We start from the raw sequence: 16,150 nt of genomic DNA, 5'->3' as shown, positions 1-16,150 counted from the left end.
CACTTTTAAAATTTATTTTTACATAAAATTGAAAATCACAAAATACCCATGAATGTTTTTATTGCAGGCGGAACCTCAGGCATCGGCTATTCTCTAGCCAAACACTATCTTTCAAAAGGATATTGTGTAGGAATCTGTGGAAGAAACCTTGCAAAAATCCCAGAAAACAACTTTAAAAACTTACAGACATTTCAGGCTGATGTTTGTGATATGAATTCAATTTCATTTGCATTAGAATCTTTTCTCGCAGATAAAAAAGGACTGGACATTTTTATTAACTGCGCCGGAAGCTATGCTGAAGATGTGGCAGGGAATATTTCCTATGAAGAAGCTGAAGAAATGCTTCGAACTAATATTTCAGGTACAGTTAATTGTTTTGAGGCATCCAGAAAAGCGATGAAAAACCAGACAAATGGAAGTATAGCCATTATAGCATCAGTTTCGGGGATATTAGACTATGAAAATTCCAGTTTATATACCAAGACAAAAAGATCTGTGATACAGATTGCAGAGGCTTACCATCGTGCATTGAAGCCTTTCGGGATTTCTGTTACCACTATTGCTCCCGGATATGTAGATACCGAAAAATTAAGAGAGCTCAATCAAAATGATTTAGGCAAAAAACCTTTTCTTACCAATCTGGAAACAGCCACTCCTATTATTTCCCAAGCTATCAAAAATAAAGAGAAATTAATTATTTTCCCAACAAAAATGAAGTGGATGATGAGATCCTTATCTATACTTCCCTCATCTCTATTAAATATCATCATGTTCAGAAAAGCCAAATGGATGAAAAACGATTGAAAATAAAACAAAAGCTTTATGCCCTGATTCTTTGTTCCGTTGTATTCATGATGGTTTACAATTGTGCAGCATGGTATATTTCAACCTTGGCAGAGGTTCCTTCATTTATTTTTGATTTTGAAAAACATATACCTTTCATTCCATGGACGATTATTCCTTATATGACGAGTGGGTTATTTTTCTGCATGGTATTTTTTCTCTGTAAAAGTAAGGAGCAGCTTAAGGTTTTAGCACAAAGAATGCTTTTTGTAACCATTGTTGCCGGAATTTGCTTTCTTTTATTTCCTTTACAATTTTCTTTTCCTAAACCTGAAACTGAGAATCTTTTTTTTGGATATTCTTTCCAGTTTTTAAAGGCCTTTGATTCTCCTTTTAATCAGGCTCCGTCATTGCATATTGCCTATGCATTTATTTTCTGGTCTGTTTTCAGAAACATCAGAAAAGGAAGGATTTTTATAATGCTTTGGCTTATTCTTTTGGGAATTTCAACATTAACAACTTATCAGCATCATTTCATTGACATCATAACAGGAAGTTTGGCTGCCCATATCAGTTTTATTCTCTTTCCTTACCGTAAAAAAGACTTCCGATACAGAAATTTTCATGTGGCCAATTATTATTTTTTATCGAGCTGGATTTTTATTTTGTTCGCCTTATTATTGAATCAATTTTCAGGGTATCCCGGATTAATTTTACTATGGCCGGCTTTAATGACTTTTTCCATTGGATATCATTATCAAAAGAATAATATTTACTTTTTAAAGGATCAAAATGGAAACATTATATGGATAAAAAAAATATTTTATGCCCCATATCTTTTAATGTATCAGGGATTTTGGAAATTTTTAAGAAAAAACAAGAATCCTATTGAGCCTATTCCTCATCTCTATATTTCATCAAGGCCGGATCATGATGTTGTAGAACAATTTAAGATCAATAAAAACACTTTCGTCTATGATTTATCCCCTGAAATTGAGGAAATATCATTATTAAAAGGACAATATTTCTATCACTTCCACCCTATTCTGGATATTGGTAGTTTTGATATTGAGGATACCCAAAAACTGATTGCTGAAATTTCTAACCAATACAAACAGCTTCCGAAAGATGGAAAGATTCTTATTCATTGTACAATGGGCTTTACCAGAAGTTCTGTTATTGGGATTTTAGTAATTAAAAATATTCTATCTTTACCTTTAGAGGAAGCAATAACCCTAATGAAAACCAGCAACAAGAATATGATCATCCATTCTTATCTGCAGGATTTTTTGAAAAAAAATTAAACTATGAACAGCGGACATTTTACGAGTTTTGATAACCATGAGATTTTTTATCGTGAATGGAATTATCAGCCACAACAAAAAAGCATCATCATGATCCACCGTGGTCACGAGCATTCCGAAAGGCTTAACGATATTGCGCAATCCGCACAGTTTTCAAAGTACAATATTTTCGCATTTGATCTTCGCGGACATGGTCTTACAAAAACCCAAACCTCATCTGTTTTTATGGATTATGTTCGGGATCTGGATTCATTTTCCAAGTTTCTTTATTCAAAATATGATGTAAAAATTTCGGATATTTTTGTAGTTGCCAACAGCATTGGTGGAGTCGTTGCTTCTGCCTGGGCCCATGACTTTGCACCCAACATTGCAGGAATGGCTCTTCTTGCTCCGGCATTCAGGATCAACCTTATTGTTCCTCTCGCCAATGAAATGATTACTCTGGGTACCAAGCTAAAAAAAGGCTTGATTATCAAAAGCTATGTAAAATCTAAAATGCTTACTCATGACCCCGAGCAACAAAAGGCTTACGATACAGATCCACTGATCTCAAGATCCATTGATGCCGAATTACTCATTGATCTTGCCAAAGCTGGAAAACGTTTAGTAGAAGATGCCGAAGCTATAGATACCCCTACTTTGATCTTAGCTGCTGAAAAAGATCATGTTGTATTCAATAAGGATCAGAAAATTTTCCATGACAAATTGGATACAGATTTAAAACAATATGAGGTTCTGCCAGATTTTTTTCACGGCATCTTATTTGACTCCGGAAGAGAGAAGGTTTATGATAAAATTGTAGATTTTATAGAGAAATGCTTCAACAAACCTCCCAAGCAACCCAATCTTTCACCGGATTCATTTTCTGTAAAAGAATATCAGGATCTCCAAAATAATATTGGAAATAATCTGAATTTTAAGCTTCAAAAACTTTCACTCGGAAACATCGGAAAAATAAGTAACGGAATGGCCATCGGATTAAAATATGGCTTTGACTCCGGTGCCTCGTTGGATTATGTTTATCAGAATAAACCAGGTGGAAAATTAGGCTTTGGAAAAATGATGGATAAGAATTATCTCAACGCTATTGGCTGGAAAGGAATCCGCATCAGAAAACAACATCTACTTCAACTTTTAGAACAAAATATTCAAATTCTGAAGCAGCAAGGCAGGCCGATTAAAATTCTGGATATTGCAGGCGGCACAGGAAATTATTTGTTTGATATCAAGAAGAAGTATCCGGAAGCTGATATTGTCATCAATGAATTTGTAAAATCCAATATTGAAATTGGAGAAAAGGTGATTCAGGAAAATAATTATCAGAAAGTCAGATTTACTAATTTCGATTGTTTCGATCCTGAAACCTATAAAAAACTGGATTTTGAACCTAATATTACAATTGTATCAGGTATTCTGGAACTTTTTGGAGATAATGAAATGGCCAGCAGAGCTATTTGTGGAGCGACTTCCATCTCAGAAAAAAATTCCTACATGATTTACACCGGCCAGCCTTGGCATCCTCAATTGAAAATGATCGCCTATGTTTTGAATAACCATCAAAACAAAGATTGGATTATGAGAAGACGTTCACAGAAAGAACTGGATAGAATGATGGCTTTCAATACCGTTCAAAAAGACAATATGCTGATTGATGATTTTGGAATCTTTACGGTTTCCTCCGGAAAAATAAATGTTCTGAACTGATTTATTTTCTCTCGTAGATGGCCCATATGGTTAAACCGTTTTTTTGTCTAAGGTCATGAGAAGAATTATTTAGATATAAAAAAGGCTTTTCAAACAGTTTGAAAAGCCTTTTTTATTATTTATATAGAAATTATTTCTTAACCAATTCAAGATATACGCTAATATCAACATCTTTCGCGATACCTGTTCCTGTTGGATCATAGTTGATATCATAATCAATACGATTGATGGTAAACTTTCCCTGAAGTCCCATGACCTCTTTTCCTTCTTTATTTTTCGCAATTCCACCCATTGTTACAGGGATACTAATATCCTTAGTCGTTTCCTTAATGGTCAGCTTTCCATTTAAGACATAAGCTCCTTTATCCTTAGCAACGGAAGTTCCCACAAATTTCATATCAGGATATTTTCCGACTGCAAAGAAGTCTTTGCTTTTAAGATGGTTATCTCTCATCTCTACTCCAGTATTAATGGTTTCTGTAGAAATATTTATATCAAATGCCGCATTGTCCAGATTAGCCCCTTTCGTTGCAACCGTTCCTCCAAATTTATCAAATCTTCCCTGCACAAAGCTGATTCCCATATGTTTTATGGTAAAATTCACGGAAGAATGCATGGGATCTATTTCCCAATTATTCTGTGCAAAAGAGAAAACACTTAAAAATGTGAAAACAAAGGATAAGAATAGTTTTTTCATTGTAATTATATTTTACATTAATATTTTAATTTTAGCAAAGCTAAGATATGAAAGATATTTCTATCGTTGACCTATGTTATTTTTTGACATTTAAATCCACTTAAAACTCGGAAGAAAAATGCTTTTTTTATAACTTCGCAGTATGGCAAAACTGAAAACGGCATATTTCTGTCAAAACTGCGGAACACAATATTCTCAATGGATGGGACAATGCAAAAATTGTGGAGAATGGAATACCTTGGTGGAAGAAGTAGTAGAAAAAACTTCTCACAAGGCGGTACCATTCTCAAAAACCAAGCAACATGTCATCAATATCATCGAGGTAGAAACCAGTGAAGAGCCAAGAATAAAAACTCCATCCGAAGAACTGAACCGTGTTTTAGGAGGCGGAATTGTATTAGGCTCTGTGACCTTAATTGGTGGTGAACCCGGAATTGGAAAATCTACTCTTCTGTTGCAGCTTGCCTTAAAAATGAAGAAAAAAGTCTTCTATGTTTCAGGGGAAGAAAGTGCTTCTCAGATTAAAATGAGAGCGGACAGACTGACGGATATCCAAAACCCGAACTGTTTTCTTTTCACAGAAACCTCACTGGAAAAAATTCTTCACGAAGCCAAAAAGCTGGAACCGGACTTTATGATCATCGACTCCATCCAGACGCTTCAGTCACAACTTATAGAAAGTTCTCCGGGAACAGTATCTCAAATTAGAGAATGTTCCAATGAAATTATTAAATATGCCAAGGAAAACAGCATCCCTGTATTTTTGGTAGGTCACATTACCAAAGACGGTCAAATTGCCGGACCAAAAGTATTGGAACATATGGTGGATGTGGTGTTAAACTTTGACGGAGACAGAAATCACCTTTTTAGATTACTGAGAGCCAATAAAAACCGTTTCGGATCTACTTCTGAAATCGGAATCTACGAAATGATTTCCCAAGGATTAAAGGAAATTAAAAATCCGTCTGAAATTCTTATCACCAAGAAATTTGAGGAACTTTCTGGAAATTCAGTGGCAGTAACATTGGAAGGAAACAGACCTATGCTTTTGGAGATTCAAGCCCTGGTAAGTACAGCTGTTTATGGTACTCCACAAAGGAGTTCTACCGGATTTGATTCAAAAAGGCTGAATATGCTATTGGCTGTACTGGAAAAAAGAGCAGGTTTTCAACTGGGAGCTAAGGATGTTTTCCTTAATATTACAGGGGGTATAAAAACTGACGATCCGGCCTTGGATCTGGCGGTTATTGCCTCTGTTCTTTCATCCAGCGAAGACATTGCCATTTCTGAACATTACTGTTTTGCAGGAGAGATTGGACTAAGTGGAGAAATTCGTCCGGTTGCCCAAGTCGAACAGAGAATTACCGAAGCTGAAAAACTGGGGTATGAAAAGATATTCGTTTCTAATCTTAATAAAATTCCGAAAAGAAAATTTGGGATTAAGATTGAGGAAGTAAGCAAAATTGAAGATTTCCATGAAAGACTTTTTTAGAAAAAAATAAAAAATGCCACTCGAAAATATTCAGAAGTTTGTACTGGTACTGCTTTATGGAGGATTAACCTTACTTTCATTTGCAGTATTAATTAATCCAATGCGCGTTAATAGAAAGGCCAACTTCTTTTTCGGGATGTTTACTTTGCTGTGGTCCAGTTATTGGGTTCTGGATGTTTTTCATTTTTGTGGACTTTCACCCCATCCCCTGCTTGCTTATTTTCTTTATGCCATACAGATCTTCACCCCAATTCTTCTATTTTTCAGTGTTGTATTTTTTATCAATCCTGATTACAGATTTAAAAGGATAGATTGGATTTGCTTAATTACTCCTGCAATCTACTGGATATTACTTTTCAATATAGAAAACAATCCTATCATCCGGAGTATCGTAATGCTTATTGATGTCTCTCATAATCTCCCTTATATTGCCCTTATTTATTTTAAAATCCGAAAACATCAAAAGAGAATAAAAACCATTTCTGCCAATACGGAGAATATCGACCTGCAGTGGTTCATCAAGTTAAGCTTTCTCCTTTTTGTAACGATTGTCATAACGGTTGGATATGAGCTTTTCAACACTTTTGTATATAAAATGCATCAGCATCTGGTGATGGATCTGCTCTTTTTATTTATTGTTTACAGTACGCTGTACTATGTTCTTCGACAAAAGGAAATTTATCCTGTAGATAAAAGCCAGCGTGAGGAGCTCCTTTCCATCGAACTGGAAAATGAAACGGAAGTAGCATCAAGAAAAAAACTGATTTCTGATCCTGAATTTGAGCCCTTAAAACAAAAACTAATCACCTTAATGGAGACAGAAAAGCCTTATCTGGACGGAGATCTCAACTTATTTAAACTGTCTGATAGGGTTCAGATAAATGCACATCAGCTGTCTTACCTTCTCAATAATGGTTTTCAGGAGAATTTCTTTTATTTTGTGAATAAATACAGGGTAGAACATGCAAAGAAAATGCTTACTGATGATTCTTTTCAAAAGCTTTCCATACTAGGCATTGCATTTGAATCCGGGTTCAATTCAAAGACTGCTTTTAATACTATTTTTAAAAAGATGACGGACATGACTCCGTCTGAATTTAGAAAAAAGATGATATAGCAGACCTTTTCAGTTTAAAAATTCAATAAATTAGGAACAAAAATTGTAGAAGTCAGCAAAATTAAAGATCTTAACAGAAGATTTTTTCAATGATGAAAACAAGTATTCAGGAATATTACAGCAACCTAGCAGAATCCTATGATGACAATCGTTTCGGGAATTCCTACGGAAAATATATTGATCAACAGGAAAGATCATTTTTAACATCATTTTTTCAGAATAAAAAATATACCAAGATTCTGGATTTGGGATGCGGAACAGGCCGCCTGCTCAATTTTGCTACTCATGGAACAGATTTCAGTGAGAAAATGCTGAATATTGCCAGACAAAAACACCCTGAAAAAACGCTGACTGCAGGAGAAATTTCAAATATTCCTTTTCAATGCGAGTTTGAGTGTATTTTTTGTTTTCATGTGATTATGCATCAAAATCAGGAAGAGACAAAAGCATTTTTAAATGAATGTCATCAGAAATTAAGTAAAAACGGAACTTTAATTTTCGATTATCCTGTGAAAACCAGAAAAAAATCGGTTTCTCCACAGGAAGACTGGCATGCCGGAAATAGTTTTTTACCCTCAGAAATTTTACAACTTTCAAAAGACAGATGGAAAGTTAAAGACACAACAGGAATCCTCTTTTTTCCGATTCACAGATTACCAAAATCAGTAAGAAAATTCTTTCTGCCACTAGATATTTTACTTTGCAGGACTTTCCTGAAAAACTGGGCATCTTATCATATTACCGTTTTAGAGAAAATATGAAACAACACCTGAAAAACTTGATTCCCCATTCATGGAAACTACAGATGAAGCTTCTGCAGCGGTATATTGATGAAAGGAAAAATAAACATTCTTATCCTAATGAATATCTTTCGGAAAATATTGGTGAACACTCTGTTAAGCTTCAACAAACCATTAAGAAGGGAGCATTTCATCATAACAAAATCCATAATTTAAAAGTTGTGGGAAATAAGATCAATAATCTGGTGATACATCCCGATCAAGTATTTTCATTTTGGAAAATGATTGGAAAACCCAGTGAAAAGAATAATTTTAAGGAGGGAAGAAATTTAATCAAAAACCATATTTCAAGTGATGTTGGCGGTGGAATCTGCCAGTTTTCTTCAATTTTATATTATCTGGCTCTTCAGTCAGGACTAAAAATTTTGGAAAGATTCCCTCACTCTATGGATATTTATAAGGAGGAAGAGCGTTTTACACCTTTGGGTTCAGACTGTACGGTTGTGTATGGTTATAAGGATCTGCAGATTCAAAATGTGTTCGCGTTTCCAGTTCAGCTTAAATGTATAATTAATAATGATGAGCTTCACCTCAGCCTGATTTCACCCCATAAATTAAATGTACAGGAAATTCAATTTAAATATCTGGAAACAGAAAAAGGGGTCTGGGTAGAAACCTTAAGCAATAGTAAAACTTTATTTAAAAATTTCTATATTCGTTTATGAATTATTTGGCTCATTCCTTTCTCACTTTTACCGACGGACAAATTGTTGGTCAGTTTTTGGAAGACTTCATCCGAAACAAGGACCGATTTTCTTTCCCTAAGGATATTCAGGATGGAATAACGCTTCACAGAGCTATTGACACATTCACCGATTCCCATCCCGCCATTCATGAGGCTAAAAAGGTTTTTGCCCCTTTAGTAAGACTATATGCCGGCGCATTTGTAGATGTCTCTATGGATTATTTTGTAGCCCGTGACCTTTCCCTAAATTCCCTTGCAGAATGGAAAGCACATTCACTTCGTGTTTACAAAGTGCTGAATATGAACAAAGAATGGCTGCCGGAGAATTTCAAAAAAATGCTGGTCAAAATGGAACATGATGACTGGTTGTATAATTATCGTGAAGATTGGGGTATCAAGTTCAGTATTCAAAATGTTCTGAACAAGGCCCAATATCTGGATAAGGATATTCCTGTTTTTGAAGCTTTTTTAGAAAACAAAAAGTATCTCCAGCAATGCTATGATGATTTTTTTCCTGATCTGATGGCACACACTAAGGAAATCAACACCTTAATTCAACTGGAAAACTAAAACTGCTTATAAAGATATCGGTTGGGATATGATAATTTCTCACTTTTTCTTTCCCCATTAACAATAATATGGACAATATTAATCTGATCATCAAATAGATTATACAGAAAGCTTACTGCGGTTTCTATTTTTTTAGGACTAGCAACCGGCTCTGACTCGAGAAAGACATTTACAGATTCCTGGTCTTCCTCATATCCTATATAATTTACTTTTAAAAATTTATTGTCTGTCTTTAACTTAAAATATTCCTGACAATATTTTTGCAGGGATTCATTGAGTTTGGCTTTATATTTTTCATCATTAAAGTGAAAAGATCCCCCGTATTTTTTACTCAATCCATTTTCCATATCATCCAGAAAAAAACGACCTGTCACTTCAAAAGTTTTGGATTTTGAATTATAATTGATTTCCACAGATCCTACATGGTATGGATGAACAACCTTTCTTTCCATAAAATTCTGGAAGATGAGTGTTAGTGATAAAAGAAATGAGAAAAAAATTTTATTAAACATTCATTTATTTTAGGACAAATATAAAAAAAGCAACAGTTATGGAAACTGCTGCTTTTATTTATTATTCAATGGAGTTGAAACTATTCTTTAACTACTTTTTTAGTAATTGTAGTATTGTCGCTCAACATAATGGTAAACAAGTAAGTTCCTTTTACTAATTCTGAAACATTGATTCTGTTTGAATTTGTATTAACTCCCACAGTCTTGATCAATTTTCCTGAAGCATCATAAATGGTCACTGTCCCTTTAGAGTGTCTTCCTAACATAACATTTACAAAGTCCTTAGCTGGATTTGGAGTGATGTTCACTTCTGAATTCAGCTTTACCTCTGTTGTACCTAAAGTTGGGCTTGTTTTCACAAAATACCCACCAAAACCTACTGACAGGAAGCTTACTTCCCAATACTGGTAAGTTTCATTCCATACAATATCAGCAATATTAGGGGTAATAGTAGCAGCAGGACTTCCGTATGAAACTACAGTACCAGTGGTACTTGTTCCTGCATATTTTTCAATAATAAGATTTGCTTTATTACCATTATCGCTAGCAGAAGTAGGTAGTTTTATAACACTTGTCTGGTTGTATGCATCAAAATCTGCCTGTTTAAAGTATAAAGTAACTTTTCCTGTAGCTGTTGTAGCATTGGTTGCAGGGTTTATTTCATATCTTCTTGAAACATAATACGGCTGTACATTATCAACCCATACTTTTGAAGTTACACTTCCAGTTACTGTACTTGCAGCCTCTTTTTCTACTCTTGAAATTAACTGACAAGCATTTGTAAAATAATTATATCCGGTAGCAGCTGAAGCTGTTTTAGTTTGATTAGCCGTAGCCAGGTTTTTCACCTCTGCTACATCTTCATAAACCGTAGCTCTCATTTTAAGATCAAAAGTTCTGGTAATCCAGCTTGTTCCATCCGTTGATGTTTTGCTGCGTCCGCTTACTGCAGTAGTTTCATTTTTTATGGCTACTCTTCCTGCCAAACCGTTGATTACAATATAGAAATCTTTTCCTGTCACCATTTGAACATTTAAGCTCGACAAATCAACATAATTCCAGGTAAATCTCTGTACATCATTGACCCATGAGGAAACTGTTTTTGTAGCAATAATATCTCCCGGATCTCCATTGGCATTTACTTTTCTTATTTGAATATCTACTGCCAAATCAGTAGGAATCGCCCCGGATCCGGATGTAAATGAAAAGCCACCCAATTTACCAGTTAAGGTTGGGGTATATCGAACAGCTAGTGCCATATTATCAAAATTGCTGGCGGCACTGTTACTCTCTGTATTGGCAATAATATATGGTTCATCATAGGTAACAACCTCAAAATTGGATTTTACACATCCTAATTCATCAGTAACTGCCTTATAGATGTCTAACTTTCCGTATCCCCATCTTGTATTGGGAATATTTCCTGTTGCTCCATCTTTTCTTGCATTGGAAGTAAGACGTGCCTTAACCTGTGCTGCAGTTAATGTCGGATTCGCCTGAAGCAACAGTCCCACCGCTCCGGCAACTCCAGGAGACGACATACTCGTTCCTTGATTTTTCACATAATAATTGGTATTGGCAATAATATCTGTAGCTGCTGGTGCAGAATTACCGGATCTTGATGAAATAACAACTTGTCCGGACCCTGTGATATCTGGTTTTTGAAAATTATCAACTCTTGGTCCTTGTGCACTAAATGGAGAGATGGATTCTTGTGGAGTTGTATACAAATATCCTCCTGCGGGCGCATACCAACTTGCGCGTCCCATATAAGACGCTACCGTGATTGCGCTAGATGCATTACCAGGCGTTCCTACAATATACTCGTTATCACCATTTTGTAAGGTAGTTGCTACTCCTTGGCTATAAAGCCAACCATGTGTATTAATTGTTTGTGCGCCATTATTTGTAATTTCCAGCGTATAATTTCCTTGACAATTGGCAGTGGATCCTGCAACTCTGTTGATCACTAACTGAACATAGCGTTTATTATTATCTGTCCCCCAGTAATTATACATAGCAGCAGTAAATCCTCCTCCTAATATACTATGGGTGGTATTTGTACTTATATTTTGCACATATTGCTGACCATCAGGAGCTGTTAATTTCGCTGTAACAGCTGTATCATTATTAGCATACATGATAAAGCTAAATACAGCAGCAGCAGAAGTATTGCTTGCCGCAGTAAAAACATAAGATTGTGCACCACCTGGCTCTATATCTACTTTTCTATGAAGACTGGCACCATAATCATTTCCTGCAGAGATCACCACTACTCTTCCCGGTCCTGAGGACGTGAAATTGTCAACAGCCACTTCATGAGAAGATGTTCCATCATGGGCACTTGCCTGCCCTCCAATACTCATGTTTACAACAATCGGCTTGTTTAAGGCTGTTGCTACATTCTTGAAGTATGTCAAAGCATTAATGGTATTGGTTACAGGAAAAGATCCATTTCCACCTTTTACAAAAACAATATCTGCGTCAGTCGAAAAACCTTTATGTCTCTTATCGGCAAAAGCAGCTCCATTTCCTGCTGCGGTTCCAGCCACGTGGGTTCCGTGTCCATTGGTATCATTTTCACGAACAAATCCTGGAGGAGTACCATCTAATTCATCTTCAATCTGGGCTCGTGTATACTCTACCCCTGTTGAAAATCCTGTAGGAGAAACTTCAGCACCTTGAGCTGTTAAAGTCTGATCCCAGATAGAAACAATTCTGCTTTTTGTCTGATCATCTGCTTTTCTAAAATCCGGATGCTTCCAGTCTATTCCGGTATCGTAAACCCCTACCAAAATACCTGTCCCGTTATAGGCTGTATTATTGAAAACCCCAGCCTGTAAAAGGCTAGCTCCAGACTGAGCCCTGCTCACATCATTATGCAGTTCATCAAATGTAGGAGCCATCACAGATGTTACATAAGGTAGATTCATCAATCTTTCAATATCTTCAATCGTAACCAAAGCTGTAGAGAAAGTTGGTAACTGGCTCTGAACTAAAAATCCATCAGATTTTAATTTTTCAGGATCTTTAGTATAAATAATACATGAGTACATTGTTTTCGCTCCTTTCGAAGTCACTACCAAATGTTGATCCAGCTTCATATCAGCTGTTTCTAAACCTTTTATGGTTTTTCCATTGGCCAGGTTCTCTTTATTTTTCAACAAAATATCAAATCGAGAATCCAATTTTTGTACCTGTCCGTAAAAACCATAGGAATATAACCCTAAAAAAGCAACTGTAGCATTCTTAAGAAGCTTCGCTCCACCATAGGAAATGCTTACTTTTGTAAAAAATAATCTCTTTAAATTCATGTTGTTTTTTTTTAACAATACAATAATACAAATTTTATTTAATTGTTTATTCATTAAAATATTAACAAATATTATAAACCAAACATCATCAATTTTAAGAATTTAACACAATCAACAAAACCAACAATATATTACTAAATGCAGGATTTTCTATTTTATTTAAACCTTGGCTGGGAGCACATCATTTCTCTGGATGCCTTAGATCATCAGCTGTTTGTACTGGCACTTATTGCTATTTATTCTTACAGTGACTGGAAAAAAATTCTGATCCTTGTGACCGCATTCACCATCGGGCATTCTATTACCCTAGCCCTAAGTATTCTGGATGTTTTCAGGGTTCCATCTGATTGGGTTGAATTTTTAATTCCCTTGACTATTGTTCTGACTTCTCTGGATAATATCATCATGAAAAATCAAAAACAGACTCTAATGCGGGCCAATTACTACATTGCCCTGATCTTTGGACTTGTTCACGGGATGGGTTTTGCCAATACGGCAAGGGTTATGATTGCAAAAAGCCAGAGTATAGCGATTCCGCTGTTAGGCTTCAATATTGGATTGGAGCTTGGACAGATCGTCATTGTTTTTGCTATTCTTGCGGTCTTATTTATTCTTCTCAATATTTTTAAGGTCAATAAAAAGGATTGGATCCTCTTTGTTTCATCAGGAGTATTTGCTTTATCCTTAAAAATGACATTGGAAAGAATTCCGTTCTAAACGTGAAATATTTTCATTTTTTCAACAGCTTATTACTATCTTTGATCAATATTAAATCTTTTCGGTTATGAAACTAAAAGTTGCTATACTTTCACTTTCTGTATTCTCATATACAGGTTTCACCGCACAAAATATTCAGAATAACCCGGGCAGCAACCATGGAAACAAGTTTGAGCAGCTGGGTACTATTCTTCCGACACCCAATATTTACAGAACAGCTTCTGGTGCACCGGGCCATGGATACTGGCAAAACAGAGCTGATTACAACATCACGGCTTACCTTGATGAGGACAAAAGAAATCTGAAAGGTTCAGAAACGGTTACCTATTATAATAATTCTCCGGATGAACTGGATTATATTTGGCTTCAGCTTGATGAAAATGAACATTCAAGTATAAGAAATGCCGGATATGATGCTTCTACAAAGCTCCCTGCATCAACTAATGATACCCAATTAAAAGCAACAGAACTTCCTGTAAAGGATAATGGCTATGGGGTAAATCTTGAAAAAGTAACGGATGCTTCGGGAACGCCTTTAAAGTATACAGTAAACAAAACCATGATGCGTATTGATCTTCCTAAGGCTTTAAAAAAGGGAGAAAAATTCATGTTTAAGGTAGACTGGAACTACAATATTTCCAACAGGATAAAGATGGGCGGCCGTGGTGGCTATGAAAACTTTCCTGAAGATGGCAATGACCTTTATACCATGGCACAATGGTACCCAAGGATGTGTGTTTACAGTGATTTCCAAGGTTGGCAGAACCACCAGTTTACCGGAAGAGGTGAATTCGCATTGGTTTTCGGGGACTTTAAGGTTTCCATGAATGTACCTGCTGATCACATTGTAGGTGGAACAGGTGAATGTAAAAACTATGATCAGGTCTTAACCTCTGATCAGCTTTCAAGATACAGAAAAGCTGAAAATGCTTCTGAACCTATAGAAATTGTCACCTTAGACGATGCTAAAAAAGCTGAGAAAAATCATTCAAAACAAAGAAAAACCTGGGTTTTTGAGGCTAAAGATGTCAGAGATTTTGCATGGACTTCTTCCAGAAAATTTGTTTGGGACGGAATGCGTGTAACAATTCCTGAAAATAATAACAAGGTCATGGCTATGAGTTTCTACCCGAAAGAATCTTACGGTCTTTACAGAAAGTTTTCCACAAAGGCAGTAGCTCATACTATTAAAACATATTCGGAATTTACAATTCCCTATCCCTACCCAGTTGCTCAGTCTGTAGAGGCTGCCAGCGGAATGGAATATCCTATGATCTGTTTCAACTTCGGAAGAACGGAAAAAGACGGAACCTATTCTGAGGGAACTAAAAACGGAATGATAGGAGTAGTGATCCACGAAGTGGGACACAACTTCTTCCCTATGATCATCAATTCAGATGAGAGACAATGGGCATGGATGGATGAAGGACTGAATACATTCACAGAATATCTTACGGAGGAGAAATGGGACAACAAGTTCCCATCCAAAAGAGGTCCGGCATGGACGATCGTGGATTATATGAAGCTTCCAAAGGATCAATTGGAACCCATCATGAGTAATTCTGAAAATATTGTTCAGTACGGTCCCAATGCGTATTCAAAACCTGCCACAGGATTAAATATTCTTCGTGAGACCATCATGGGAAGAGAACTTTTTGACAAGGCATTCAAAACCTATGCAAAAAGATGGGCGTTCAAACATCCTGAACCAGCAGATCTTTTCCGTACGCTGGAGGACGCCAGTGGTGAGGACCTTGACTGGTTCTGGAGAGGATGGTTCTACGGAACAGATCCTGTAGATATTGCCATTGATAAAGTAACGATAGCAACTCCTAATTTGGAAACCAATCCAAAGGCTGTTGAAGAAATAAAATATCAGGCTGAAAAACCGTTAGTGAGCAGTTTTGAAGATATCTCAAAAATCAGAAATAGAGAAGATAAAAATATTAAGTTCTATGTAGATGGTGATAAAGATGCTCAGGATTTCTATTATCGATATGACAGAGGTCAGGAAAAACCAAGTACAAAAGAATATACTGCTAAAACAGACGCTACTCTACCTTTGGATGCTAAGGATAAGGAGAAATTCAAAAATATTACAGCCTATCAAATTGACTTTGTGAATAAGGGTGGATTAGTAATGCCTATCATCCTTGAATTCACATTTGAAGATGGTACAACATTGTATGATAAGTCATCTGCACAAATCTGGAGACTGAATGAACAGAAAGTTTCCAAGACGTATTATTTTGATAAAAAACTAAAGTCTATACAGCTTGATCCCATGAGAGAAACGGCTGATATTGATACTACTAATAATCTTTGGAGCAATAATGGCTCTGGTACAGAAACTTCAAAGTTCCAACTCTTTAAACAAAAACAGGAAGGAGGCCCTGTGAGAGGAAGCTCAAATGGAAAAGTAAATCCAATGCAGGCAGCAGGAAAAAGCTAATAC

The 16,150-nt window shown here is 36.0% G+C and carries 13 protein-coding genes; 10 read left to right on the top strand and 3 right to left on the bottom strand.

Features of this window, described 5'->3' with window-relative positions; all coding sequences use genetic code 11:
- Positions 1 to 48: 48 nt before the first annotated feature.
- Genes SCA31_RS09430 through SCA31_RS09420 form a run of 3 tightly spaced genes read left to right on the top strand, consistent with a single transcriptional unit; the run spans position 49 to position 3,791 of the window.
- On the top strand, positions 49 to 804 hold the full coding sequence (locus SCA31_RS09430; protein ID WP_410696695.1) for an SDR family NAD(P)-dependent oxidoreductase: 756 nt from the start codon (positions 49 to 51) through the stop codon (positions 802 to 804).
- Positions 717 to 2,087 (top strand): phosphatase PAP2 family protein, encoded by a 1,371-nt coding sequence (locus SCA31_RS09425; protein WP_410696693.1) that lies wholly within the window; start codon positions 717 to 719, stop codon positions 2,085 to 2,087. Before SCA31_RS09430 ends, SCA31_RS09425 begins: the two co-directional genes overlap by 88 nt.
- Positions 2,088 to 2,090: 3 nt before the next feature.
- Positions 2,091 to 3,791 (top strand): bifunctional alpha/beta hydrolase/class I SAM-dependent methyltransferase, encoded by a 1,701-nt coding sequence (locus SCA31_RS09420; RefSeq protein ID WP_410696692.1) that lies wholly within the window; start codon positions 2,091 to 2,093, stop codon positions 3,789 to 3,791.
- Between the two features lie 130 nt (positions 3,792 to 3,921).
- Here SCA31_RS09420 and SCA31_RS09415 read toward each other — a convergent pair whose 3' ends face one another.
- The gene (locus SCA31_RS09415) at positions 3,922 to 4,488 is read right to left on the bottom strand and encodes a YceI family protein (RefSeq protein WP_410696691.1); all 567 of its coding nucleotides are present in this window, start codon (positions 4,486 to 4,488) and stop codon (positions 3,922 to 3,924) included.
- 142 nt (positions 4,489 to 4,630) lie between these two features.
- On the opposite strand from SCA31_RS09415, the gene radA reads away from it, so the two are divergent.
- The 5 genes from radA (at position 4,631) to SCA31_RS09390 (ending at position 9,152) form a co-directional block, all read left to right on the top strand.
- Positions 4,631 to 5,980, top strand: coding sequence for a DNA repair protein RadA (gene radA / locus SCA31_RS09410; protein WP_076354786.1), 1,350 nt, complete (start codon positions 4,631 to 4,633; stop codon positions 5,978 to 5,980).
- A gap of 13 nt (positions 5,981 to 5,993) precedes the next feature.
- Entirely contained in the window at positions 5,994 to 7,097 is a 1,104-nt protein-coding gene (locus tag SCA31_RS09405; protein ID WP_410696690.1) for a helix-turn-helix domain-containing protein, read from the top strand.
- Between the two features lie 92 nt (positions 7,098 to 7,189).
- On the top strand, positions 7,190 to 7,858 hold the full coding sequence (locus tag SCA31_RS09400; RefSeq protein ID WP_410696689.1) for a class I SAM-dependent DNA methyltransferase: 669 nt from the start codon (positions 7,190 to 7,192) through the stop codon (positions 7,856 to 7,858).
- On the top strand, positions 7,855 to 8,562 hold the full coding sequence (locus SCA31_RS09395; RefSeq protein ID WP_410696688.1) for a VanW family protein: 708 nt from the start codon (positions 7,855 to 7,857) through the stop codon (positions 8,560 to 8,562). Before SCA31_RS09400 ends, SCA31_RS09395 begins: the two co-directional genes overlap by 4 nt.
- Positions 8,559 to 9,152: an ACP phosphodiesterase gene (locus SCA31_RS09390; protein WP_410696687.1), complete on the top strand. Its 594-nt coding sequence runs from the start codon at positions 8,559 to 8,561 to the stop codon at positions 9,150 to 9,152. Before SCA31_RS09395 ends, SCA31_RS09390 begins: the two co-directional genes overlap by 4 nt.
- Here the strand turns inward: SCA31_RS09390 and SCA31_RS09385 are convergent.
- Positions 9,149 to 9,664: a DUF6702 family protein gene (locus tag SCA31_RS09385; RefSeq protein WP_410696686.1), complete on the bottom strand. Its 516-nt coding sequence runs from the start codon at positions 9,662 to 9,664 to the stop codon at positions 9,149 to 9,151. The genes SCA31_RS09390 and SCA31_RS09385 overlap by 4 nt on opposite strands.
- Before the next feature lie 80 nt (positions 9,665 to 9,744).
- Positions 9,745 to 12,978 (bottom strand): S8/S53 family peptidase, encoded by a 3,234-nt coding sequence (locus tag SCA31_RS09380; protein WP_410696685.1) that lies wholly within the window; start codon positions 12,976 to 12,978, stop codon positions 9,745 to 9,747.
- A gap of 138 nt (positions 12,979 to 13,116) precedes the next feature.
- Here SCA31_RS09380 and SCA31_RS09375 point away from each other — a divergent pair, with 138 nt between their 5' ends.
- A complete protein-coding gene (locus tag SCA31_RS09375) occupies positions 13,117 to 13,695 on the top strand; it encodes a HupE/UreJ family protein (protein ID WP_410696684.1) in 579 nt (192 codons plus the stop codon).
- A 67-nt stretch (positions 13,696 to 13,762) separates the two neighbouring features.
- Positions 13,763 to 16,147, top strand: coding sequence for a M1 family metallopeptidase (locus SCA31_RS09370; RefSeq protein WP_410696683.1), 2,385 nt, complete (start codon positions 13,763 to 13,765; stop codon positions 16,145 to 16,147).
- The last annotated feature ends 3 nt before the right edge of the window (positions 16,148 to 16,150 follow it).

The organism is Chryseobacterium sp. SIMBA_028, from assembly GCF_046535285.1.
Lineage (GTDB): Bacteria > Bacteroidota > Bacteroidia > Flavobacteriales > Weeksellaceae > Chryseobacterium.
This window is presented reverse-complemented; position numbering and strand designations above follow the sequence as displayed.